This is a genomic window from Mucilaginibacter aurantiaciroseus (assembly GCF_024055595.1).
Lineage (GTDB): Bacteria > Bacteroidota > Bacteroidia > Sphingobacteriales > Sphingobacteriaceae > Mucilaginibacter > Mucilaginibacter aurantiaciroseus.
On the sequence record NZ_JAMXOF010000003.1, the window covers coordinates 440,695 to 466,942 of the forward strand.

General features: G+C 39.5%; 19 protein-coding genes. 2 read left to right on the forward strand and 17 right to left on the reverse strand.

What is annotated here, in order from left to right; all coding sequences use genetic code 11:
- Positions 1 to 147: 147 nt before the first annotated feature.
- Positions 148 to 1,827, forward strand: coding sequence for an RNA-binding domain-containing protein (locus NAF17_RS15265; RefSeq protein WP_252758871.1), 1,680 nt, complete (start codon positions 148 to 150; stop codon positions 1,825 to 1,827).
- 465 nt (positions 1,828 to 2,292) lie between these two features.
- Here the strand turns inward: NAF17_RS15265 and NAF17_RS15270 are convergent, their stop codons facing one another.
- From NAF17_RS15270 to NAF17_RS15350, 17 genes are all read right to left on the reverse strand, one after another.
- Entirely contained in the window at positions 2,293 to 3,684 is a 1,392-nt protein-coding gene (locus NAF17_RS15270; protein WP_252758872.1) for a caspase family protein, read from the reverse strand.
- Between the two features lie 93 nt (positions 3,685 to 3,777).
- Positions 3,778 to 5,028 carry an McrC family protein gene (locus tag NAF17_RS15275; RefSeq protein ID WP_252758873.1) on the reverse strand — a complete coding sequence of 417 codons (1,251 nt, stop codon included), beginning with the start codon at positions 5,026 to 5,028 and terminating at the stop codon, positions 3,778 to 3,780.
- Positions 5,012 to 6,613 (reverse strand): AAA family ATPase, encoded by a 1,602-nt coding sequence (locus NAF17_RS15280; protein ID WP_252758874.1) that lies wholly within the window; start codon positions 6,611 to 6,613, stop codon positions 5,012 to 5,014. Before NAF17_RS15280 ends, NAF17_RS15275 begins: the two co-directional genes overlap by 17 nt.
- Positions 6,614 to 6,649: 36 nt before the next feature.
- On the reverse strand, positions 6,650 to 7,030 hold the full coding sequence (locus tag NAF17_RS15285; protein ID WP_252758875.1) for a hypothetical protein: 381 nt from the start codon (positions 7,028 to 7,030) through the stop codon (positions 6,650 to 6,652).
- A 48-nt stretch (positions 7,031 to 7,078) separates the two neighbouring features.
- The gene (locus tag NAF17_RS15290) at positions 7,079 to 7,516 is read right to left on the reverse strand and encodes an AlbA family DNA-binding domain-containing protein (RefSeq protein ID WP_252758876.1); all 438 of its coding nucleotides are present in this window, start codon (positions 7,514 to 7,516) and stop codon (positions 7,079 to 7,081) included.
- Between the two features lie 7 nt (positions 7,517 to 7,523).
- The gene (locus NAF17_RS15295) at positions 7,524 to 11,303 is read right to left on the reverse strand and encodes an Eco57I restriction-modification methylase domain-containing protein (protein WP_252758877.1); all 3,780 of its coding nucleotides are present in this window, start codon (positions 11,301 to 11,303) and stop codon (positions 7,524 to 7,526) included.
- Between the two features lie 9 nt (positions 11,304 to 11,312).
- A complete protein-coding gene (locus tag NAF17_RS15300) occupies positions 11,313 to 14,573 on the reverse strand; it encodes a helicase-related protein (RefSeq protein ID WP_252758878.1) in 3,261 nt (1,086 codons plus the stop codon).
- A 327-nt stretch (positions 14,574 to 14,900) separates the two neighbouring features.
- Positions 14,901 to 15,797 (reverse strand): DUF5712 family protein, encoded by an 897-nt coding sequence (locus NAF17_RS15305; protein WP_252758879.1) that lies wholly within the window; start codon positions 15,795 to 15,797, stop codon positions 14,901 to 14,903.
- A gap of 16 nt (positions 15,798 to 15,813) precedes the next feature.
- Entirely contained in the window at positions 15,814 to 16,374 is a 561-nt protein-coding gene (locus NAF17_RS15310) for a BfmA/BtgA family mobilization protein (RefSeq protein WP_252758880.1), read from the reverse strand.
- A gap of 272 nt (positions 16,375 to 16,646) precedes the next feature.
- The gene (locus NAF17_RS15315; RefSeq protein ID WP_252758881.1) at positions 16,647 to 16,967 is read right to left on the reverse strand and encodes a hypothetical protein; all 321 of its coding nucleotides are present in this window, start codon (positions 16,965 to 16,967) and stop codon (positions 16,647 to 16,649) included.
- Complete coding sequence (locus tag NAF17_RS15320; protein WP_252758882.1) at positions 16,964 to 17,227, reverse strand: helix-turn-helix domain-containing protein; 264 nt, start codon at positions 17,225 to 17,227, stop codon at positions 16,964 to 16,966. Before NAF17_RS15320 ends, NAF17_RS15315 begins: the two co-directional genes overlap by 4 nt.
- A 149-nt stretch (positions 17,228 to 17,376) precedes the next feature.
- Positions 17,377 to 18,135: a hypothetical protein gene (locus NAF17_RS15325; protein ID WP_252758883.1), complete on the reverse strand. Its 759-nt coding sequence runs from the start codon at positions 18,133 to 18,135 to the stop codon at positions 17,377 to 17,379.
- 588 nt (positions 18,136 to 18,723) lie between these two features.
- Positions 18,724 to 20,274, reverse strand: coding sequence for an argonaute/piwi family protein (locus tag NAF17_RS15330; protein ID WP_252758884.1), 1,551 nt, complete (start codon positions 20,272 to 20,274; stop codon positions 18,724 to 18,726).
- The gene (locus tag NAF17_RS15335; protein WP_252758885.1) at positions 20,246 to 21,712 is read right to left on the reverse strand and encodes a toll/interleukin-1 receptor domain-containing protein; all 1,467 of its coding nucleotides are present in this window, start codon (positions 21,710 to 21,712) and stop codon (positions 20,246 to 20,248) included. Before NAF17_RS15335 ends, NAF17_RS15330 begins: the two co-directional genes overlap by 29 nt.
- Complete coding sequence (locus NAF17_RS15340) at positions 21,681 to 22,607, reverse strand: DUF4145 domain-containing protein (protein WP_252758886.1); 927 nt, start codon at positions 22,605 to 22,607, stop codon at positions 21,681 to 21,683. Before NAF17_RS15340 ends, NAF17_RS15335 begins: the two co-directional genes overlap by 32 nt.
- A gap of 3 nt (positions 22,608 to 22,610) precedes the next feature.
- Positions 22,611 to 23,084 (reverse strand): hypothetical protein, encoded by a 474-nt coding sequence (locus tag NAF17_RS15345; RefSeq protein ID WP_252758887.1) that lies wholly within the window; start codon positions 23,082 to 23,084, stop codon positions 22,611 to 22,613.
- Between the two features lie 5 nt (positions 23,085 to 23,089).
- A complete protein-coding gene (locus tag NAF17_RS15350) occupies positions 23,090 to 23,455 on the reverse strand; it encodes a hypothetical protein (protein ID WP_252758888.1) in 366 nt (121 codons plus the stop codon).
- Between the two features lie 187 nt (positions 23,456 to 23,642).
- Between NAF17_RS15350 and NAF17_RS15355 the strand changes: the two genes are divergently transcribed.
- Entirely contained in the window at positions 23,643 to 26,147 is a 2,505-nt protein-coding gene (locus NAF17_RS15355; RefSeq protein WP_252758889.1) for a hypothetical protein, read from the forward strand.
- Positions 26,148 to 26,248 lie beyond the last annotated feature (101 nt).

A 26,248-nucleotide genomic window follows, 5' to 3' on the forward strand; every position in this document is an offset into this window, starting at 1 on the left:
GAAAAATCCGAATTGTTGCTTTTGTTATAAGCTATAGATTTGCTATCATGCATAACATTTTAACACTCTTACTTAATATGGTACATTTGTATATTCAGGAATCAATATAAAATATTTACACTAATACTATAATGTGTTTTCCGTAATATGGAACAAAGAGAGCTTTTAAAAATATTAAGCGATTTAAGATCACTACCAGCGGAAACGGAGGTTGTAGAATTTAAGGAAGCTAAAAATGATTTTCATTTCGATAAAATTGGAAAATATTTTTCGGCATTGAGTAATGAAGCTAATCTTTATGGTAAACCATATGCTTGGTTAGTCTTTGGTATAGAAAATAACACAAGAAAGATAGTATCCAGTAACTATAGAAGTACAAGTAGAGCCGCCTTAGATAGCTTAAAAGGGGAAATAGCGAATAAGACTACTAATAGGATAACATTGATTGACATACATGAATTACAAATAACGGAAGGTCGTGTTGTTATGTTTCAAATTCCAGCTGCGCCACAAGGAATTCCTATCGCATGGGAAGGACATTATTATGGGCGGGATGGCGAAGAATTATCTCCTTTGAACCTTGAAGAAATTGAACGAGTAAGGAAACAAGTGCAACATATTGATTGGAGTGCCGGTATTTGCGATGGTGCTACAATCGATGATTTAGATACCCGTGCCATCGCGATGTCACGTGAGGTTTTTATAGTAAAGAATCCGCGTTTGACTAATGAGGTTAATCAGTGGGATGATGTTACCTTTTTAAATAAAGCAAAAATCACCATAAAGGGAAATATTACAAGAACAGCTATAATTCTTTTGGGGAAAACAGAGTCAGAACATTTTATTGCTCCGGCTATTTGTCGAATTACGTGGATATTAAAGAATAAGGAAAATATAGAACGCGATTACGAACATTTTACTTGCCCTTTTTTAATTACTGTTAATGATGTTTACCATAAGATCAGAAATCTTAAGTATCGTTATATTAAAGATGGGACACTTTTTCCTGACGAAGTTGACCAATACGATCCGTTTAATATTCGAGAGGCTTTAAATAATTGTATTGCACATCAAGATTATGTTTTGGCAGGAAAAATTAGTGTAGTAGAGACCGAAGATGCACATTTAACCTTTACAAATCTTGGTGAATTTTTACCTGGTTCTATTGATAGTGTAATTGAAAGTGATGTACCACCCGGCTATTATCGCAATAATTTTTTAGCCCAGGCAATGGTTAATCTAAATATGATCGATACTGTTGGTAGCGGTATAAAGCGTATGTTTCGTTTGCAAAAAGAGCGTTTTTTTCCTATGCCTGATTATGATATAACGAAAAGGCAAGTAAAAGCTACTTTAACAGGTAAAGTTTTAGATGTTGAATTTGCACGCGTTTTGGCAAAAAATCCTACATTAAGTTTAGAGGAAATTATCATGCTTGATAAGGTTCAGAAACGTAAGCCAATAACAGATACCGAAGCAAGAGTATTGAAAAATAAAGGACTTATTGAGGGAAAAAGGCCGCATTATTATATCTCAGTTAGCATTGCTCAATCTACAGGTCAAAAAGCTTCGTATACCAGACATAAGGCTTTTGATACGCAACAATATTTTGATTGGATAATTAAAGGAATCGCAGACCACGGCTCATTAGGGAGACAGGATATAAATGACTTGCTTTTGGGCAAGCTTTCAGACTTATACGATAACAAGCAAAAGAATATTAAGATTAATAATATAATTGCCACTTTAAGACAAAAGGGAGTGATTAAGAATATAGGTACCGACTCTAAACCAAAGTGGGTTCTAATTAAAGTAGTTGATAAATAACAGTTATTAGAGATGCTATTAGAGAAACATGAGTAGAAGCATAATAGTCAAGCTGTTATCTCTAATAGATATAGAGATAAGGCATTGGTTTAATTAGATAGGTATTAGAACAAGTAACTGGAACAAGAGGACTTAGATAAATTAAAGAAGAAAAATCAGATCTTTCAATTAAGCGATTACAGCGCTTTTTATAGCTTTTCAAAAAAGACTAAATCAGTTGTGGTAAAAAGTGCAACAACTCGAAAAATTCGAACAGTTCAAAGAATTGGTATTACCGTCACAGCGTCTGAATATACCACCCCATATTTACCGCTTAAGCAACAAACAGCGCGAGCCGGGTAAATAGTCAAGGCCGGGCCACCGTTAAAAAACAAAATAAAAATGGCCCGCTCTGCATGGCCTTTACTTTTTATCCCGGCGGTAGGCTATCTTCGCGGATCTGGTGAATATGGAATTAGGTTTTTGTTATTCGTTATAAAATTCAACTGAAATCCATTCATCTGCTTCGTACATTTTTATTGCACTTTGCACATGCTCAACTATCCAATCACCTTCCAATAGTTCAAATATTATCTTTTTTCCAAACCTCTCCGCTTCATTTTTCAATTTTTCCATAAACATATAAGCAAAGCTTACATATATCCCGTATTCAACGAATCTTATCCTATATTCAGTACACGAACCATCAATAACAATTTCCTTAGTCAAATAGGGTTTCATTACATTAAAAGACACATAAAGTGTACAAATTTCTTTATCAGATAGCTCATTAAAAATAAACTCATAAGTATTTAAACCATCAATGCACTGAGCTTTGTAAGAAAACTTGTCGCCAAAATCCCTATTGAACTTTTTTGCTGTAATTATTCCGCCTCGACCAATAATACCTTCAGGGGGATTAAAAAGGTCAAAGAAGTTTCCATCTTCGCAAATAAGTACCCTATTTTTTGTAATTTCAATAGATTGGTTTTTCGCGTTACCCTTAGAAGGGTCTAATCCGTTATTGAGAAGCTCCCTCATAAGCCTCAAAAATTCACCTTTTATTTTAGCGGAAGTTTTAAGATATGTATTAAGTGCTAAAATAAATTCGTCCCAGTCGAAATCCTCCTGGCCACAATAATCAAATCTTTTGTATAAGTATTGTTCTTTTAAAGCAGTAGCTAATGGATAACTACCGAGACTTTTAATCTGTAAAAATGGGTTTTGTTCGTACGAAGGATTGTCAACAAAAAAAGCATTTATTTTGCTAAATATTGTGTTTATATCCAAGTAAGCATCTTTGTTATAGCTTTGCAAATCCGCTAAAATTTTAATTAAAAATCCGGTGAACCTTCCGTTCCCCATCGTGGTCGATTCTTTTGATTTTTGATCAATTGAAGCAGCACAAAGAATACTATAACCCGTAGAAGATTTTTCTGCCTGAATAAGTTCAATCGCTGACCGCTCAATATCTTCCAAGCCGGCTCCAGAATGGCAGCTATCGAAAAAAAGTACTTTCGATCTAGGATGTAACTCATCCAATTTTGACATAATCTCAAAAATTGATTTATTTTCCTTTTTAAAAACTATGGTGGTTTGGTCGGCTTTGAGACCATGGCCTGCAAAATAAAAAAATATGTCATCTATACCCGCTAAGAACTCTGATTTGAATGTTTCGATTATACTGCAAAACTCTGCCCAAGGGTCACTTACAGGTTTCTTTGTTGTACTTGTTACTAGTTTTAAATTACCTTCTTTTACATTACAAAAATTATGGAATGCCACACTAATATCCTCTGCATCTTTTTCACAAAACGACAATTCTCTCAAGTTGGGATAGTCATTAATCCCTACCAATATGGAAAACCTTTTACTCATTAGCTTATCCTCTTTATATCAACAACTTAACTCTTTATTGATTTCAACTTACTTTTTTGTGCAAAACCTATTATTTAATTTAGTAGCCTATTATTAAAGAATGGCGCTTATTCTATTTGATATAGTTTTTTGCCATTCATAAATAAGTGAAGAGGTGTCCATTGCAATTCTCAAAACCGAACAGGGATAGTTATTGCCACCGTCAACCTCGCTAAAAAAATAGCCACTTATAAACTCATCGCTGTTTCCGGGGAAACATAGTATGGTATGGTCAGATTTAAAATATTTTGTGTAAGCATACATTTGCTGTAAATCGCCATATCCAGGTTTGTTGTTATTTGGCAACTTCCATTTTGTATCCAATACGTATCTACATTCATTTTTGATGATTACAACGTCGGGTTTTATATTAACAGCACGTTTACCGGTCAATTTCCAATATGCCTTTTTAAGTTGAGGTTCAACTTTACCTTCTTTAAAGTACTTTTGTAAGCTCACATATACAAACCTTTCCCATAGCAAATTCATGTCAAACATTAAAGCTAAAACATGATTTCTACCTGAATTTATATCAGGATGGTAGTTTAGCAGTAACAATCGAGAAATCAATAATGCCTGGCGATAGGATTCGTTTTTCCTATTATAAACCACATTGGTAAATAAATCCTCGGAAGCCTTTATATCCGGCATTTCAGGAAAATTAAGTAGTATAGTGTTTACTTTGCTTTGTAAAATTGAAGTAGTAGCAACAGTTCTAATTAATTGAAGTGTTTTATAAAGTATTTGATTTAAAACATGTTGATGGTCATAAACCGTGTACTTTACAAAAAACCGTTCTTTGTGGATGATGTTTTTCGATATATGTTTTGAGAATACGATTTTACCTTTTAGGGCTGTACAATTTGCTTCGTTCTTTCGGTATTTTTTAATTAGTCCCTGATGAATTAACTTTTCAACTTGAATAAGGAAAGCTTCAATATATAGATCAAGAATGCTATTTTTTTTTATTTTGAGGTTGGTTTCGCTACTTACAGACACTTCGAATGTACCGACCTTTTTCAGCATATCGATCAATATCTTTTTCCAATGGTCTTTGTTTTCATCGCTTCCTCTATCAATCTTTGGCAATACTTCAATAGTTAGTTGCCCAACTTGCAATACACCAACATACTCGCAAAACTTAACCCCGTTATGAATCAAGTTAAAGTAAGGTACACCTTCGTTGCCGCTAAATTTTTGTAAAGCTTCAAGTTGAGTTGGCGTGATTTTACATTGCCCCTTATCGTTGGTACGAATGGCTTCATGCTCAAAAACCGTGATGATATTCTTATTCGGGTTTTTCAACTTTGTTGTTAAGTAAAAGATTTAAAGCTTTTTGGAAATCAACTTTTTCATTTTTGCTATTTATATCAATATCAAAAGGTTGTTTTAGCCTGTGGTCTAATATTTCGTACACATCCTTATCTGGGATAGCATCCGGGTCATGGTCCCATTGTGCAAAATCATCTTCGGCATGTTGCTTAACCCTAATAAAGCCTTTTCCTAAAACTAAGCCTATCTTACCAAAATCCCCGTAAAAATACTCCTGAAGTAGTGGAATGATTTTATTATATATAACCTCCATTAGGTCATCTAAACTACATACGGACATAAAATAAGAATGGCCGATAGTATGATCTGGAGACAGCAGCTTTTCCAAACGATTATTGATCTTTCTTAAAATTAATTCCAGATTCCAACCGGTAAAACTTAGCCCATTAAAAACAGTACTCCCCAATTTATTATCATACATTTTGTTCCAGAGAGTATCCTTGTTTTCATCTGACATGCTTATTAAACTTTCAGCCTCCAAAAGTTCGAACAGATTTTTTTCATCCGAATAAAATGGTTCATCTTTCCATTCTTCCGTTTTTTCATAATTCCACCATAATTGCCAAACCAGTTGTTGAGGTGATAACAGTTCTGGCCTTGAGGGCATTTCGATAAAGCTAAAACGGCGTCTTAGTGCCGTGTCTAAAGCTTCAACACTTCTATCTGCGGTATTCATTGTGCCTATCAAATAGAGATTGGGAGGGACTGAAAATTGTTCTTTAGAATAAGGCAACGTTACTTCCAACGATTCATTTTGACCGGCACGCTTGTCTTTTTCAATTAGTGTTATTAATTCACCGAAAATTTGGGATACATTACCACGATTAATTTCATCCACAATCAAGACATAGTTTTTATTCTTTTTATTGTCTACGTGATTTTTAAGCTTCTTAGCTATTTTGTAATCCTTAAAAGCTTTTAAAACCGCCCAATAATATGTGTGCGCCACGCCCTTTACGGCGCTTCTAATATCTTCTACAACATTATTAATATTTTCAACTGATTGAAAATGAGCATCTAATATTAATAACTTATCTTTTGATACGGTATAATTTCTATAAGGCTGGTCGCTTATAACAGGAGAAGCATAAATCAATTCATCGTCCGCAATATTGTGAATGATAACATCTGTACCTGATTTGCTTTTTAAAACAACCTTTCCGTCAGTTTCCATTTTTAAGGAAAGCTCTTGAAGGAAGTCTGAGTAAGTTTTGTTTTGTAAAGGAACCTCAACCCCTTGTAATGCTCTGTTAGCGTCTTCGCAAATTCTTTTAAACAATCCAGGCACAACGTCGTAAGTCACATCGTTAGTTTCAGAACTTGGTTTTAGGGGCTTTAAACCTTCAATAAAATCTTCGTATGACAAACTTTGATGAAAGGTGCAAAACACAATTCGTCCATCTTTTACAAAATCATCAAAATCTCTTTTTATGGCAGCCCGGCTTCTGTTTTCAACCTCAACGCCTAAAATCTCCAACGACTTATTTATTGTGTGAAATGTTTTACCAGTACCCGGTGGCCCATAAAGTATTTGATTGAGGGGAATATGTTCAAACATATTACTATCTGATAAAGGGGGCGGTTCGGTAATATTTTAATTAAGGCCAAATATATCTTTAAGGTTATCCGTTTTATGAACCTCACTAATGGTTGATCTATATGCACCTTTTCCATCTAATTTATATTTCACAAAATCCTTTTCCCACTCCACTTTTAATGAACGGCCGTCTTTAGGATTGTTTACCACAGTCCCTATGTTATGAACTTCTAAAACAGAAACGGTTTTTCCATTAACTTTTCGGGTGTACGCTGTCTTTGCTGCCAGACGGGAGCCAATTGCAACATTATTAATTTTACCAACGTTTTTACCGTCGTTATCATCTTCCCAAATGCCGTCTTTAATAAAGCGAGGTAATTGGCTTTCCGAGTTATTTCCCCAAGAAAAGCCTACGCAATAATATTTTGTGTTACTCACGATCTTATGTTTTACTGTGATAAAGTCCGGTTAATATTTTTCTTCAAGTTATCCCCACTTCTGTTTAATATAAGCAACTGTTTCTTCAGCGTCTAACTCCACTGTGCTGCCGTTTCGGCGGATGTAAAATTGCTTACGGTTATTATCGGTCTTGTTTTTCATAAATACGTGAGTGCTTGATGTACTCACATCAATTATTGCAACAGCTTTATTCTCTATAAAAGCAAAATCTAATTTGATATTTGACATCAAAGCGTTGCCAAAAGCGTGACCGGTTATATTATCAAAGTGCTTTACCCATTCGTCTTGATAGTTTTTGTTTTTGCCAAAAGTCGAGTAATCATGTTCTAAACCTAAGATATTTCCATCATCTTCGACACCGACCAATAAAGTACCACCATCACTATTTAAAAATGCTGCAATTGTTTTTAATACACCATGCTCGATGGTTTGTGGAGGCCATTTCTTTTTTAAACAGTAGCGCAAAGTGCTTTTATATGTTTTCCCCTAATTCAATAAGTTCACGTACACGCTTAGCATACAGGCTTTCGTTTGCGATTTCCTCGGCTAATTTCTCAACAATTTCATCTTGGCTAACCATGTCCGCATATTTAGCCATTTTGGGGTAGCGACGTGCATACCACGTTTCTACTTCATTTATATCGGCTTTGTTCAATCCATACGCATCATAAACTAAAGCGTCTATTTTCTTTTGCTCATTACCTTGATAATCATAGCGAAGACTTGCATTCTGCTTGTTTATAATCGAATTAAGTAAGTCAAGAAAATTGATTTCTTTAATATTCAGTGGTGTTTCTTTTAACTCGTCTACTTGAGTGTGGATAGTATGGCCTAAAAAATTCTTGAGCAAGTACTTATTTAATTTTGAGCATAACACGCCGATGTAATTTTCAGGACTAAAATCTTTGGAGAAGAAAATTGTTGATCCTTCTGTATCGTATACTGAGTGTGAACTTAATCTAAAAGTTGGGGCATAAACTCCGGTTCTTGAAAATGAAACTCCAGGTTTAAAATAGGTATCTCTACTTCTGATAACCGCACAAGTAGTGCTTTTGTATCTTTCTGTAATCTTTTTTGACTCCTTATATTCTTTGATTCTTTGGGCAATAGTATATGTTTCTAATCTTTTAATCGCTTGGGTACTCCAATCAATAAAATAATTTGTTGGTACATAATAATTCGGTAACCACCCAGTATCAGTGTCACTCTCTCCCCCTTTATCATAAGGCACAATATATTTACCATCAACCCAGCGATCTATGTCAAATTCAGGCTCGTCTTTACTTTTATGAAAGCCTTTCTCCACAATTTTTAACCGAATCTTTTCATTCTTACCAATATTTCTTATATCGGAATTAGTTAATAAATAGTTACTGAATTGATTAATGTCTTTATAAGAACCACGAGCGTCCGGGCTTTGGTAGATATAATAATGATTGTCTCCAGTCGCTAGGCCTTGTTTAATTTCGGCGATATCTCCAAATCTAACGAGCTCAATTTGTTTATCATTAACCTGCACTAATCGAACGTTTAACCCTTCTACAGTGCCTTCATTCTGTTTCTTTATGGGACATGTAGTATCATTCATCAAAGTAAATAATTTAGGGCTTGCTACAAAAATTGGGTGATTAGTATTAATACTAATCAATTGCTGCGGATATTGATATACAGCAAAGTCAAGGGTATAAATTCCAATATATTTCTCTAGATTAAATAAAGTATCTCTAAATTCTGGTAATCTTTTTTGTGGACTTAAATTAGTCAGGTCGGCAGCAATTAAAAGAGACTTCTCATTTTTGGCTGAATTGCTTTGAATATAAATACATGTATTTACCATTGCGCCAAAAGTATCGGCAGGCAACCGTATAATTTTGTGTAATTGTTTTTCTAAAACTAGTTCCCTTAAGGGTAAATGACTCTTAATAGTTAACCAGGTATCGCTTACAATAAATGTACAAGTCCCATTAGGTTTTAAAAGATGTTTTATAGCATGAGCCATGAAAATACCATAACTATCTTTACTGGCAAGTTCGTATTGGTTTTTTAATTCGTCTGAAAAAGAAACACCATATGGTGGGTTGCCAATGACAATATCAAATCCGCCATTATCAAAAACATCTTTAAAAAACAGGTGCCACAAAAAATATGGGCGCTCTGTTTGATTAACTATTTGGTGCAAACGATGATCTATTCGGTCTAAATCGACAAGCTTATTTTGCCATAATGCCAAACTGTTAGCCTCTTTTCCGGAGGCGAAACGTTCTAATTGTATGTCGGTTTTTAAATTTGATTTTGCCAGATCGTAAACCTTTTGAGCGGTTTGTTCCTTTTCGAGCAATATCATTCTGTACTCAGCACAACGCTCCTCAATGTGCTTCAAAACATCATTATCTATTTCATTATGCTTTTTGCGCTTCTCATCACTATCGTCAATCTTAAAAAAATCGCGCACTTTTTCTTCTAAAGCTTCAGTATCAAAAGGCGCAGAATTAATAGTAAGTTGGGCATTTTTGATGTTACCAAATAAGTCCCTTTCCGGCTCAAAAACTTTAATGTTTTTCGCTTTTGTTTTTACTTTGGAAAGATCAATATTTTCGAAACTTTCCATCATACTATCGCCCTGCATAATTTTGTAGTCCAGGTTCGGTAATGGGCTTGGTTCTTCCTCATCTACAATCAAAGAGAGCCAAAATCGCAATCTTGCTATATCAACTGCGCCACTATCTATATCAACGCCATAGATGTTATTGCGCATGATATTTAGCTTCTCGTTACGGTAGCTAAAATTTTTCTGTTTGCTTAAATGGGGGAATATTTCTTTACGGATGCGCAATATTTCAAAAAGGATGCCTAAAGGAAAAGCGCCTGATCCTATAGCTGGATCGCATATTTTAACTCTATCCAATTGGCGCTGAATATCATCTGCGTGGGTCTTTATAAGTCCAGGCGTATCCGCATTTGTTTGTTTAATAAAGCTGTCTAAAACTTTAATCTCTTCAGCATTTAACTTATCGCTCAGTTGCTTTTGCAAATAAAGGCTCAAGCTCTCTTTGCACATGTAATGCACTACTTCTTTAGGCGTATAAAAGGCCCCTGTTCTTTTACGGTTTTCCTCCAATAGGTTTTCAAATATCAAACCTAACATCTCCGGGTCAATACCTATATCTAAATCGTCGGGGCTATTTTCATCGATGGTGAAATTATAGTTATTGAAAAACAGGAATAAGTCTTCAAAAAGTTGCGGCTCAAACTTTATTTCCGTGGTTTCATTGGTGATCTTATCGAACAACCCCCCATTTAAAAACGGCACTTTGGTGCCTGTAAGTTTAAATAAATTGTCTGCTCGCTTTTTATTTAGCGTTTCAAAAAACAATGGAACAAGTGATTGTTCGTAAAATGAGTTCTTGTCTTCACAGTCGTTAAAAAGTTTCGATACAAAATCACGCTCCCCATTTCCCCAGGGTTCATTTTTGGGAACGCCCAACCACCCTTTTTTTTGCAAAAAATAAAGAAATACAATTCTGCCTAAAAGCTTCTTTGCAAAATTGCTAATGTTGCGCTCAGTTTCTTTTTTCTGCTCATCTTCTGTTAGATCTTTTCCTTCGGGAGTGAAAAGCTCTCTGTACGTGCGTGTACCTAAAAATTCAGCGAACGCCTGGTAATTCCTCTTGTATTCATCAAAAAATTCTTTAGATATTTTTTGAACTGAAAAGGCCCTCAATAAATCTTCAATACCGATTACATGGCCTTGGGTAACTAACTTTATTAATAATTGTATCCGCTGTAGGGCTGTTTTGATGCTTTCATTTTTGCCCAAAACAAATGTGTATCGTTTAGGATGGGTTTCTTCTTTCAATAGCCCCTGTTCATCATCCCAATAAGCTTTCTTTGAAATAAAACTTAACCGCCAATCATTAGTGTTTTTATTATAATAGGTCGCAATTACTCCATCTACTAAACCAGAGATCACATAATTGTGTAAAAGATTTCTTAGGCCAACTCTATTACGCGTTACCGACTTTCCGTCTTGTAATTCAACCTCATATAAATCAATGGTTTTACCGTCGCCTAAAGTTATGGTACCATACCTATAAATATTTTTTGCATCCTCTTCTTTACTCTCCGGAAGCTCCATTAATTCAGGGGTTTTGAAAAAAGAAACATGCGGGAATATTTTTAATAAAATATCCTTCCAATTTCCTGTATGATAATCCTGCTTGAAGGTTTCTTCTAAAAACGAATGATTCTGCATGGTTTAAGGTTAGGCTGAAAAGGATTCTGAAATTATGATTAATGGTTTAGGTTGTTCAATAATTGGTTCCTGTGACTCATCTTCCTGCACAGCTTCCACATGGGCTAAGGTTAACGGATACTTTTTTAGAAGCTTAATTATGGCTTCCAGCTTTTCGGACTTGTTAAATGCCGACTTGCCAAATTGTGTTACCAAAGCATTAATCTCTCTGTGAAGCTTCTGAAAAACACCTCTTCTTATAGATTCGATGGCGAAAACTATCAGGTCTTTTTCTTCTTCATTAATATCTGGAAAATCCTTGAATGTACTTAAATAAATTACGGCTTTGGCTTCATTTGGCCCCAGCTTAATTCCTTTAGTTTCTGTGACAGTTTTTATGGCTGTTTCATCTTCAAATGCTCTTACAGCTAAACTTACTTGTTCATGGTGTAAATCATGGCGGGCGACTGATCTTTCTGTAACTTCAGCTTTAAAAATCCGGGCAGCCTCAACAAAAGTTAGTTCGTCGTAAGAACCGTCATTGTTAATGTAAGTGAAACTGTCTCGGGTTTTATTTTTTAAAAAAACTATAGTTGATTGTATTCGCGATTTATCTTTCCGGCCAGTACGTGCCCGTTTAGGAATGTTTTTTATACGCTTAAAATCATCAGAATGATCAATTTTAAATTTACGTATTTTCTCTAACAGTATTTGGCGCTCATCTTTGTCCTCTTCGGGTATTTGTTCAAATAGTCCAAAAGTGCTGTATTCCTCATCATTTGAATAAATCTGACTATCTTCTCCTAAAGCAGAGTGGAATGCCTGTAATTTGATGTAGGCCTTTTTATTTAGCTCAATCTCATCATCCGTACGCTGGGTTGGGAAAAAATTATAAATAAATATGTTATCCGAAGTTGTCCCAATTCGATTAACACGTCCAATACGCTGCATCAATCGTGTTGCATTCCAGGGTACATCATAATTTACAATAACATTGGCTTGATGTAAGTTTACCCCTTCGGCAAGTACTTCGGTGGTAATCAAGATGGGATATTCATTGCTTTTTTCAAGCTGCGGTATATTCGCATCAAAATTAGCCCGGATAATATCAGCGTTGTCGCTTTGGTTACTACTATCTATAGCTAATACATTCCTGTGTTGTAACTTTCCAATTTTGTCAGCCAAATACTGCGTGGTTTCTTTTGACTCTGAAAAAATTACTAATTTCCCATTATCATTTAAATTGGGGTCAAAGAAGATTGCATTTAACTGGCGTAAAAACTCATCTAATTTAGGGTCGTTTGTAACTGTTTCCCAGGCAGTATGCAATCCCTTTAACAACTCGAAATCGTGGTATATTCCTTTGATAAATTTCTCGTCAAAATCGTCTACAGCGTATGCCCGGATTAAATCGGGACGCTCTTCTAACATCGATTCTAAAGTTGCTTCATCTTCGGTTAAAATAAACTCATTTACTTTCAGTTTAGGCGCTATGTAAACACGGTCAGCTTCAATCATCCTAACCATTGCATCATTCGCATCTAAGAACCGCTTTAAGGTTTTTTTAAAAGCATGAAAGCTACTATCTATACGCTTAACCATCAAGGTCTTCATAATCCGGGCCAAGGATTCCGATATATTATCGGCGCCAGTACCATAAACTTCCTTCTTTATTTTCTCAGGTAAATATTTTATGGCTTGGTAACGCATGTAGGTTAATCCTTTATCACCACCTTTTAATATTTTTAAGGTGCTATCATATAAACTATCAAGATTATTATCTAATTGATACAATATTTGCTTAGGAGGGATAATCGATGGAAACGATAGCCCTTGTTCGGTTATGTCTTTCCAATATGTTTCAGAATCTCTAATGTCGGTACGTGTACGCCTAACAATTATAGGCTCCAAGACTTTGATTCTTATTTTATCGTAGATTTCTTTAATCCCTTTTGCCAGGTTTTCTTTGCTAATATGTTTGTCTTTTCTTAACTTATCATAACGCTCAATCAGTTCTCTAAAAAAATGCTGGATATTACCTACATCAAGATTTGATATCTTAGAATCTAAAAATAAGTAAAGCTGATTTCGTATATCAGCAGGTCGATTATTTAAAGGCGTGGCGGTTACTAATATTACTTTCTTTTCATATTTACCATCTGTACCAGGCCGTTTTCGAGGTGTTTTACAAAGCTTTTGCAACTGATTAAACATCTCGGATTCATCGCTTCTAAATTTATGAGCTTCGTCAACAATAATTAGGTCGTAGTCTTCTGGATGTTTAATTTTATGTAATGAACCATTAGATATAAAATCCACGTTAGGAATTTCGAAATCCCTGATAGTTTTAGTCCACGAGGGTTTTAAGGCAGGCGGATGAACAACTAATGTTTTGGTGCGGTAACCATTGGTAAAGTAAAACTTTTTAGCAACGATAGTCGCTATAATGGTCTTTCCAAGTCCTACAACATCGGCAAGTATAAAACCATTATATTTTGCAAGCTTGTTATACCCGTCATTAACGGCATCTACTTGATAAGCTAATTTTCTATACCCTTTTGGTAAATCGGTAACAGACTCAGGATCATAGTCTATGCTTTTATCAAAGTAGTCAATCAGAAACTTTATATAAATATCATGTGGGGTATAGTCCGTATTAATATAGGTTTGCTTTGGTATTTGCTGAATAAATTCGTCAGTAATATTTACGCCCTCCAGCCAAAGTTTTTCAAAAGTAGCTTGAGCAAACTTCACGTCGTCGTGATCACGTAATTCTACATTAAATTCAAAATTACGCTCAAGGCCGTTTTCTGTTAAATTGCTTGACCCTGTGATAACAGATCCCCAGCCAGCATGTTCGTGTTCTTCCTGCTGCCTGAAAATATATATTTTAGCATGAAGTTGCGTAGAAGGGTGTATTTTAATCTGAAGTTTACCTGATACAATATCCGCTATAAACGCATCTATGCCTTCTTCAACATCCTTTTTATAGTCTGATTCCTGAATATCTTTAACAGCTTTTTTTAGGAATTCATCTCTTGCTGTGTCAGCATTAAAGTTTATTTCTAATCCTTTATTTATTGCTTTCTTAGCCCTGTTATCTAAATCAATACCTACTAATATCCTAATTTCTGAAACATCATTTAAGAATTTTCTAATTTTAAAATAGCCTGAAGAATAGAAATAGCCGACTAAAATATCTAAGTAGTAAACATCGGTATATTTAAATATACCCTCAAATTTATTGAATAAGGTGTTTTGATCGGCGTTGGTAAAAAACTTAGTTGACATTAAAAAAAGCGGTTTAACTTACACTCAAAGGTAGATATATACCTAAGTGTCATGGTAAATTTATTAAAGAATTGTTCTAATACAGTATTTTTAAAACATTCCTATTAATTGTATGCAATAAAGATATTCTTATTTAAATGAATTTTGTAAAACGCTTCATGGTTGGGTATAAGGAAACTAAAAAAGCAGGTATGTTATGAGCGATAGCGAATTTCATTCCTGCTTGTGCGGCAGCGAGGCTGGCGGCGGAATGAAACCCGCCGCGATAGCGTGCGTGGTGTAATGCAGCCGCTTGCCGCAACTGCATGGGCGGTCACATAAACCAACTTACATACCTAAACCCTGGCTTTGATCAAGCCTCTTTTTTCTTTTCCTATCTTCCGGAATGTTTGGCATATCTTTTTCTGATCCTTTACCCGATAAGGTGTCAAATATACTCCGGTGATTGCGAGATTGTTGGCGTTCTTGCTTTGTGACTTGTTCCTCTTTTCGCCTTTCTTTCATTTCCAGCCGTTGCTCATAATCTCCATGCTTTAACGTATTAGCAAATTTAAAAGTCTCTTTCAGTTCACGCTCGTAACTAAACATATTATCAAACCGCTTTTCAGTGGCCTGTTTGAATGCTACCCGGTCAAACTGTCCGACCTTCAGGCTATGGGCTTGGTTTTTACCCCTGGAATTATTCAGGGGACTAAGTTTTATACTATTACTGGCATCTTTCCGACTGACAATAATTTGAACGTGCATCTGTTCGCCGGGTTTCTGATCGCCTTTTTTTGCATGTCCGTTTTTTACTTCTTCATCTTTGTAGGTATAATAACGGTGGTTTTCCAGCTTACCAAAATATACCAGGTCTTTATTGCCGTTAATATTGTTACGCTTAAAATTAAGGGCGTAATCATTCATTACCTGGTTAGCATATTGTTTCAATTGCTGTTTGGCCCCGTCTTCACCGTACTGCTCTTTCAAATAACTGATCTCCTTTTCACTCGGACTAATGTTTATTAGAAAAAACTTTGTTTCATCTTTGGATAGTTTGGTGATGTTATTATCAATTGTATATCTTACATCGTAGGGCTGTACGTTGTTTCGTTCCTGGTTAAACCAGTATTCAGGATGATTAAGCTTTTCGGCAACGCGGTTTTCCTTTTCCAAATAAGTAACAAGCTGCCCGCTACTGCCTTTATTATTGCCCGTCTCGTTTTGTGTTATATTGATATACATGGTTATAGCTGTTATGTTATAAGTTCCTTACCTGCTTCCGTACGTGGCTGGTAAGCTCATCTTTCTCGGCTTGCTTAATAAAGCCACTTATTTGCTCCCGGCTTTTAATATAGTATTCCAGTATTTCAGAAAATTTGGTTTTTAGAGAGTTCTTATCATATTGAGCATGATCTAATTTTTTAAGAAATCCAACTATTTCACTAAGGTTGTTTGACTGCGTTTTAGAAGTTGCTTTTTGCTCGTCGTTGTGCTTAATGATATTTTCATTAAAAAAGGTAATGATCTTGCCTTGCGCTGCAATCATCCTTTCGCCGTCTTTCTTCATCGGCCTCAATAATTCTTCTTCCTGGGTTTTAATAAATCCTATAATGTTATCAGTCTTTTTATTGATTTCCTTTTTAAGCACTTCATCATTGAGATCCCGTGGGTCTTTCTTGGACTTAAAAAAATAATCTACCATTGCGATAAAGAAATCCAACTTGGTCAGCCCGGATTTAAGGGCGACCTTTTGCAATTTCTCATCTACACTTATAGAAAATCTTAAAGTTTTTATTTTATGGCTTCCCTGTTCTTCCATTGTCTTATATTCTAAGTTCTAAAATCTAACATACTGCCGGGTATGTTAAAATCGACCATTAAACACGTTAGCGGGGGGCAAAACATACCGTCGGTATGTTGTAAACGGCCTTGCCCCGCAGGGCAAGCGGAAAAAGTCGGGTACGCCCGACTTCCGCTTGCTCCCCCCGCTTTCGCGGAAGGACGCCAAGCGGCCTGACTTGTTATTAGATACTTGATTACATAGCTGCGTAGATACGCAGCTATCCAGATACTCCGCTGTAAAGTTATTTTTCATCCCGCTACCTCCCATCCGGCAGGCCAATAAACCTGACTGCCGAGCTTTGGATGATAGGACGGCTGGTAACGGATATAACCAAATGCATCCAGTTCCCGGATACATTTGTGATAGGTCGCAATTGATGCGATCTTGCTAAAAGCCATCAGCTCACGTCTTGTTACCGCAAAAGGACTGGCGAAGCCATTCCTTCGCCAGTAGACAAATAGTGCTGTGAACAGGCTGATATGCGTGGCATTCAGCCGAACATCACCCCGCATGCGTTTAAGCAGTTTGCCATACCCGGCCAGTTCCTGCGCTGAAAAAGAAGACCTCATTGAAGGCCTCCTTCCAGCAGCTTGTTGATATCTTCCTGCTTGTAGTATAGAAGACTGCCTATCCGCGTAAATCGTAGCGTGCCATTGATGCGCAGGTTCTGCAACGTCCCTGGTGAGATTTTCAATAGCTTCCTCACTTCAACACTTTTGAGCCATTGTTTGGATTGCCCTTGTCCGGGTTGCATCAGCTGTTTAATCTCGCTGAGCATCTCATTCTTAAATTCTTTCAGATCTTCTTTGGTGATCACTTCCAGGTTCATCTTTCCCTCCTTGTTTTTAGTCCAACATATTACCCGTTCAAAGGCGGCATAAAACAAAGCCGCCTGAACAATCTGGAAGCAAATGTCAAGGTGAAAGGATAAAAATGAATGACCAATGGAGGCGTTTGGTCACAAGTGGTGGGGTAGTTCTATTTCTTGTCTTTGGGAATTATCTTAAACAGCTTGTCTTCTTCGGATATATTCAGGTACTTGGATGGCTTATCATTTTTCCGGGCAAGAAAATAGTTACGTGCCGTATCAATAGAGATCGGTTTGTCACCATGCATAAAGTATTTGGCGATCATTTTATACCAGGGACTTTGCCCCTGCGAGGTCGCGAGTTTTTTATCGCCCAGGCTCAATCCCTGCACCTGCTCTATCAGATCCATGAATGCTGCGATATAACCGTTCGTGATCACGATCTTTTCATTAGCATCAAATTCTTTAGCCTGTTTTAGCAGCAACTCCAGTTGTGCAACCCGCTCTTTTAGTTGGTCAATTAACTTATCCTTTTCTCCAATAACCGATTCTAAGGGTTCAACTTTGTGCCAGCGATCAATCGTTTTTAAAAACTCTAAGAATGCTTCAAGCTTGCGCGTTTGTTCTATACCGGAGGCGTATTTACCAGAGAACGGGTCTTGCCGTTTGAAGTGCCGAACCCGGCTTATTACAATATCGTAAACATGGTTAAAAAATTCTTCTTTTTTACCTGGTTTAGCTTTTAAATAAAAACCTAACTGGTACTCATAAAACGAACTATATTCAGTTACATCTATTTCGTAGATCTTCAACAAAAAGAAGTTGTCTTCCAACTTCCTGTTGCTAAACAACGGCCTGCCAATATCATACCGGTGAGGGGAGAAATCAAAGCCGCTGCGAAATTTGAAATAATTGTTTTGAGGGGACATGACAGCGTGTTTAATTAAAAACGTCTAAAAAGATAATAACGTTTGAGATAATTTCCAACTGCCTTCCAGAAATTTATAGCTATTAGCATCCTTTTGAATACACAGACAGAATTAATTACATAGCGATTTTGTTGTGAAAATTAGGTTGAAAACATACCTTTTCTTAACATAATTAGGTAGTCAGAAACGTTTATACGGCAAGGTTAACGATAATAAATAGCTATCTTCTATTGGTTTATGTGTTACATTATTCTTGTTTGGTTAACAATTTTAAAACTGGGGAATAAATGAAATCTTTTAGCTCCGGCTTTATACCTATAAACCGTTTTGCCTAAGTCAAAAAATATCTTATCTCATTCAGGTAATAGAAACAATTATTATTTCTAATTAAATTATTCGGAAGCCTTTTACTTTAGTCTTTAGCAAGCGGTGTATATGGGCTTAAAACAAACCTATAATCATAGTTATGATTTGATAAATTAAACACCACTACCTTTCTCTTTTAAATGACGAACAGCATCATATACTGATCATTTGCAGGCCGAGGCAAGTGGAGCGGCTGTATTTATAGCTAACCTGTTTATCTTCTTAAATGTAATATCTGAAAGGCAAGGCAGGTTTGAGCCCATCTAAATTCCCTGCGGTAAGTACCTCACCAATAACATTGGCAAACTTAAGCGTAACAGGTAGTCCATCACAAAAGCGGCAGGAATTGTAGTTGAGTTTCGTGAGGGCAAGGATATCCTTACAAACCGTTTCAATTTTAACGTTACCTTTTCCGCGGGTGATTTGGATGGTCAATGGGTTTGGAGTTTCCATGCCGAGGGGTTGCTGGAGGCGGGGAATGAAGCCTTTCGTCCACAGGAACGCATTGTTTTCATCTTTCACGAGGTAGCTGCCCCGCAAAATTGGAAAGTTTTTATCCCGGTATAGTTTAAATACTTTTTCGTCTTTAATACTGACGCCGACGAGGTTAATCTCCAGCTCTGCAACCGCATCACAAAAGCCCGCCCATTCTTCATTGTTGAAATGTGTGCGGCCGTGAATGAATATTTCTTTCGGTAATTGCTGTTCGTTTGATTTTTTAAATGATTGGATGGCTTTTGTCAACAGGTCAAGGGCGGCTTCCCGGGTCAGGTGATATTCCCTAGTGTCTTCGTTGTACCATGGCCCTACCGCACCCTTGAATACCATTCCATCGCCGGAATCCAAAAACATCTGCGCCGCACAGCAGGCGTATTTACTTTTCTTTTGTCTTTCGTCGATCTTGAAGACCATACCTATATAACAAACATCCTTGCGGATGCCGCCCAATTTCCAGGGCAGGCCGCCAATTTTGTAATAGGTAGAGGTCGCGATATTCCAGGCCACATCAGTTTCCATATGCGACAGGTCCCTTTTAGGTTCCCGGTTTTTTTTAAGAAACTCATCTTCCAGATATGCCACGGTAGATTCGCGGATAATCTGGGTCAATATTTCGTGTTTAAGCAATTTTAGTTTTAATTGATTATGAAAGTTGTTGTCATAATCATAAGCTTTTTTCAGTTTGGCATATTCCGGTTCAATCTCATCAAATAAGCCGGGATTGGAACGCTCGTATTTGTTTTTGATACCGATCTTGATGGGGTCGCCAAGTCCCTTGGATTTGATGCGGCCGTGCTGATAGACCTGATCCGGGATGACAACGAACCAGAGATTCACGGGCGGCCGATCGTCATCGGTCTTATATTCGATCAGTGAATCCACATAGAGGTCTACCATGCTAGCCACCCGGACGTGATTATCGGTGTAGCGGTAATATTCATTCAATTTCGTTTCGTCTACTTTGAGCTCAACTGTTGAATTGAGATTGATGGTGATACCGAAGATGGCTTCAAAGCCTGGATAGAACGGCTTGGCGTAATCCTTTTTTAGCGGCATCATGGGTTTCAGGAACTTGTTGATCCATTTTTTCATCCGCGCGATGCCTTTTTCGGTGCCGATCAGTCCTACAGAAAAGTTATTGATCTTGTTTTTGTTGAATGGCCCAAATAAAGTCAGGCCATCTCGTGGATCACTAACTTTCTGATCGTGGTTGAAGAGCAGCAGAGGTTCCGCAATATGTTTGAGCTCAAGCACTGTTACCTCCTTCTTCGTCATCGTAAAATTCTTCTTCGTCCAAATAACTGTCGATCGGCTTCAGTCTTTCCTCGTCATTAGGCTCGAAATAGCTGAATTTGGCCTCAAAAGTGATCGGGGTGGTAGAAAGCGTGATCGTTTCTTCTTCGGCGACGGTCAGGACGATCTCATCGGCTTCCGTGTTAGAAAGGCGGGACAAAAACGCAAGCAGCTGGTCGCGCCACTCTTTATTGTACATTGTTTTTCCTTTGTTTCTCCGGGCGCTGTGCATCTGTTTTTTATCGGTCCAGGGTTTGATGCCGTCATCAGTGAAGATGATATGGCTTTTAAAACTGAAACAAAGTTCAGGATAGAGCATTGGGCGGAAGCTGATGCCGAAATGCCAGAATCCATCATAATACTTACCGGATACGCCGATGTTTTTGGGCTTACCGTTCAGCATGAACCGGCCCTTCGCCTTATCTTCTTTATGTTCAAAGAAATAACAGTTACTATTGGACAGTTCATAGATCTTCAATTCCATTTCTTTCAGGTAGCTTTCCAAGCACTCGCGTAGTAACCTTACCAGTAAACGCCGGAAGTCGTGATATTCCGGAAAGGAATCGGATTCGTACCATTGCAGCGCATCCGAGCTGTCCTTTACCAATTGCTCAATAGGCTGTACTTCTAAATTTTCATCAGCCAGAAAATAATTGAGCGTTTTTTGAAATGTGACGATCATGTTACCGTGCCGGTAGCCGGGATAAACCAGGTTCTTTACGACGGCCTTTGCCTGTTCATCATTATAGAATTTATAAAAGTGGACCTTTTTTGGAAGGACCGGTATTTTTAGCCAGTTGGAAAAGAAGAGGTCTTTCTCTTTGTATTCTATGCCGGAATAGGTGGTGTAAACATTATCATACCAATCCATAATAGAGTTGGTATTGGCCGCTACTTTGGGCACTTTGTCAAAAGCCAATTTGCGCAAAAGCCTTTTGAGTCCTTCGCCCCAGTTATTTTCAAAGGAGATGATGTTCTTGCGGTTGAGTCCGATACGGGCATTATAGGGACAGTTATCAACCTTCACCGGGATGATAAAATCTTTTAACTGGTATTGCCGTTCGATGCTTTTGCAATGTTCCCATTCATCCAGCACCCCGCTTTTATTAAAGGTCACACCGGAAACGACCAGTATATATTTGATGCTTTGATATTCCAGCAAGTCTTGCAGATTCTTCCAGTAATCGGCCTCCCCACCCAGTAAGAAAGACAAGTCGCATTCACAGTTATACCCTTCATTTTTCAATTTGGATTGAAGCCAAAGCGTAAATTCGTTATCCTCCGGGGTCGCGTGGCCAATAAATAGAATATCTCTTTTCAATACTTCCAAATCAGTTTTAATTAAGGGATCAGGTAAAAATACGGAAGTCTGTTCATATTGTCCAGGGTCAGATATCAGAACCCCTATCCCAATCGACATCTACGATCGTATAATATTGCACAGGCGGTAATTTCCTATCCGATGATTCTTTTAATTCGCCTTTGGCTAGCTTGGTGTACTCGCCGCTCTCGATCTTTGCTAAAAGCTCTCGTTCAAACTCCGAGCCTTTGTCGTGTAACCTTCGTGCCGATTTGCCGAGGATCTTGCCGAGGGTAAGTGAATCGCCAACGGTAAGTTTGGTCATGGCTGTGCTGAGCAAGGTTCGGAATCCATTGAAGTCTGTAACCACTTTTTCAAGACCGCCTTTGATCTGCTGATCGATGATGTACAGGTTATTCAAAAGGTGGTCGACTATATTCAATACGATGTACAGATCGGCTTCTTTGGGAACGATCATGTCGTGTGCGGAGTCATTGCCCGAAAAGCGGATGGTATGCAGTCTTGCCGCTTCGCGTGGCGTAATCAGCTTTTTGATCACCATTTTGTCGATTTGCGGTTTGAGGTCTTCCATCTCTTTCACTTTGATGCCCTGATCGATGCAAATGGCTTCTATTATTGTCCTGAAACCGATCGCTGTTAGCAAATGTGATTTAGCGGTGAATGCCCTGAGTGTGTCCTCATAAACAATACGGATCTTATCCGGCAAGAGCGCGGTTTCCAGTTCGTTCCGGTGAAAATCAAGGGTCTGCGGATAATAGACAATGGTCGTTGTCGGGAAATGGTCGTTTTCCTGCTGATCATAATACATCATTTCATAGTCCTCGGTGGTGGTCCGGTAGGAAACGGCTTCGCAACCGTCGCATTGGACTATCGCATAATAGTGAACGACCTGGTAATGCCACGAGCCGTCGATCTTTAAAAGTTCTTTTACGGTATGATTCGTGTTCTTAAAGCAATCCCTGCAATAATTATCAATCTTTTGTCCTTTATCCATGAGTTATTTATCCTTTTTGCCGGCCATATTCAAAAAGTACCAATCCGCGATCTTTTTGTTATTGAGCTTGCCGCTGGTCAGCGATGCCCAGCTTTCGGCAACGCCGATCCATCCTGCTTTACGTTCCTGGAAATTATCCAGCATCTGGTCTACGGCTCCCGGGTCTCCCTGTTCGGTGAATTTGGTGCGCATGTAGAGGAGTTTGTCCAGCGTTTCTGCCCAGTCTTGCTCGGTAGCTCTGCCTGATAAGGTAAAATCGATCAGCTTGATCATATAAAGTGTTTTCTGCACCACTTGCTTCGGACCCATCCCATCGCTATCTAGTTGCTTCGCAAAATTCGTAATCCGCAATAGCGGCGTTCCGCTAAAGGGCTCCGGGTCAAGAAGGAAATGGCTGGCCAATGCCCCAAGATCATCCTGGTGCGTGGCTTCCAGGCTCAGGTACCATTGCTGGATCTGGTCCAAAGGAGTATCCATCGTATTTATATGCGTGTAAATGGTGTCAAATAAGTAAACAGGTCCCGTTGCTTATTTTTTAGGTCCAATAGCTTGGCGATCGTCCCATTTAACTCGTCGCCCTGGTAGGCAGCCACGCGCGCACTGAGTTCCTCCCAGAGCTTGTTGATGATCCCTTTGTCCCCAGCGGCCATACCCAGCGTCTGTACTTTTTCGAGGATATTCAGGTCAGCAAAAAGCTTCAGCAACACCGTTGAGATTTCGGCATTGATATCGTGGTAAACTTTTTTGTGGTCAGATTCTTCAATGCCTTTGTCAGTAAGCAGCGTAGTTTGCGCATCCAGGTCTGTGACGACCATCAAGAGTGCGGGCATAAATTGATTTGCATTCATATAAAAGGATTAGGGTATTAATAATGAGTATCAAAAATACATAATATTAAGTTCTAAATAGCCGTGGCTCATATTCTTCAATGCTGCCTAAATGCGTATTGTGGTATCAGCGAAAAGGCGCTGGCTATTGGTTGTGGATCGGGCGGTAAAAAGCTAAGTTAAAAAAATACTGCTAACTTCGGCTTAGATGAGCGCGAGGAAGGAAACCCCGATACGTTTAAGTCCTTCTAAAGAGACCTTGAACCGGCTTTTTGCCGTATCGGGGAACGTATGCTCCTTTCCAGGCTGCGACCACCCGGTCTTCGATGAAGACTTTGAACTGGTGGCGCAGGTCTGCCATATCGAGGCAGCGATGCCGGGAGGTGAGCGCTTCAATACGGAATCCAATAATGAGGACCGCCGCAAGCAGGAGAACCTGATGGTGATGTGCCTACGGCACCACGTGAAAACGAATAACGTCTTAGTCTATACGACCGAAAAGCTGCGGGAAATGAAACGCGACCATGAGACCCAGTTCCTGGAGAGAGACAAACAGGTGCCGATCCCGCCGATGGCCGTGGATAAGGCTTATGACGAGATCAAAAAGATCTCCGAACAGATCTTAACGACGGTACTGAGTACGGATGCTAAGGTCGACCGACTGATCGAGCAAAACGAACAGCTGACCGCGCTGGTGACGGCCCAATCGGCCGGGCCGGCAGACTCCCCATTCAAATCCGAAATCGACCGGATCATGTCGCTGCGGGATACGTTCAATCAGCAGAGCGCTATCAATCTCTTCACCAAATTCCGCGAAGATAACTGGGACAAGCTTACGTCGAACGAAAAATTCCGCACGCTGGCGAACCTGGCCATTTGTTATTTGGAAATCAACAGCGACGGGGAGGCGGCCGACTTGTTCATCGAGGCGCTCGAACACGAACCAAACCTGGTGAAGGCTCTTGGACTGGCGGCGCTCGGCTACACCATAAAGGAAGACAGCGCACACGCTGAAGAAATGACGGCCAGGGCGCTGGTGCTGGACCCGCTCGACATCAATGCGTACCAGGCGGTCATCCACACGATGGGGCTGAAGGGCGAAACTTTCGGAACGATCCTATCGGCCATTCCGGAAGCAATCCGCCAGCAGCACGAGATCGCCTACGCGCTGGCTTATGTAGCCCGGGAACGCGGTCTGCTCAATGATGCGCTGACCTGGTTGCAGATCGCATATGACCAGACGGAAGGACAAAAGGCAGACCTCACGGCGGCTATTGCCAACGTGCTGCTGGAAACCATCAATGCCGAATCCTTCCTGCTGAACGGCATCGTTGACCAGGATGGTAAAAATAAGGCGCGGCTTGCGCTGCAATATTATACTGAGGGGTGGGCCGCCATCGCGGCGTCCACCTTACGGCCTTCAAGGTCGTGGTGGCTGGTCAACCGTGCCGTTGCCAAAAAGTTCCTCGGCGACAAGCAAGGTGCCTACGACGACGTACTGGCGGCCTGGGAATTGAACAGCGATTTTTGGACCTCGCGGCACCTGGCCGTAGCTGCCCTTGACGTCCGAGATTTCGAACAACTGCACAAAGCGCTGGCCCGCATGAGCGAAACGGCCACGGATGAGGATGAAAAGACACAGACCACGCTGTTTATAGCCGAGGTCGACGTATTGGAGGGGCGCCGGGAGCAGGGTGTCGCCGTCATGGAAGGGATGCTGAAGAACGGGCTCGGCGAAAAGGAAACGATCTATTTCCGCAACAAGCTGGTCGAACTATACAGCACGGCCGGCGATACGGCAACTGCCGAAAAACTGATCGCCCAGATGGTTACAGAGCATCCGGATGCAGTGCGCACTTATATTACGCAGGCGCAGTTCCTGAACCTGACCGGACGCAGCAACGAAGTCAGGGCAAGTCTGGAAAAGGCGAAAGCGTTGATCAATGACGATACTACTGCCCGTGACATGCACGAACTGGCGGAGTTATTTTATCTGAGCGGCGAGCGCAAGATCGTGGCGAAGCTCTTGGAACGGATCGCCAATCCCGGGATCTATTCCAAGATCACCCGGCAACTGCTGCTGGCCTACTATGAAGCCGGCGAACATGCGAAGCTGATCAAAACCTGTGAGGGGCTGCTGGCAGCTTACGGGCCGATCGATATGGTGACCGAAATGCTCTCCTGGGCCTACGAAGGTTTGGACGACCTTCCGGCGGCGGTCGAAGTTTTGACGGATTACCTGGAGATCTATCCCGCAGACCAATTGATTCAGTCCAGGCTGGCCTTCGTATATTACCGGCAACTGGGCAAAGAAAACCTTGCTAAACTATTGGCCACCATCGATCATATCGACCAGACCCTGCCCATGGAGACTCAATTCAAACTGGCGCGGATGTTCGAATACATAGGCGATCTGAAGAACTTTAAAAAATTCAGTTATGAAGTGCGCCGCAACTTTTACGAGCAGGCACAGGCGCATGATACTTTTGTGTCGATGTTTACCGAGTTCACGCCCAATGAGGCGCCAGCCAGCAAACCAGTAGCGGCGGCTTTGCATACCGCTGTCACCGTTAAATTAAACGATGCCCACGTTACTTACATCATTGAAGACAGGGATCATTATTTCAAGACACGGGGCGAAATAAGCCCGCAGAGCCCGATGGGTGCCGCGCTTATGGGAAAAGCAGTCGGTGAAGCATTTGTACTGGAGTAGGACGGACTACAGCAGGAATATGAGATCGTCCATATCGCTGACAAGTTCAGCTTTGCTTTCAATGAAAGCTTTTGTCTGCTGACCACTAAGTTCGTCGGCGA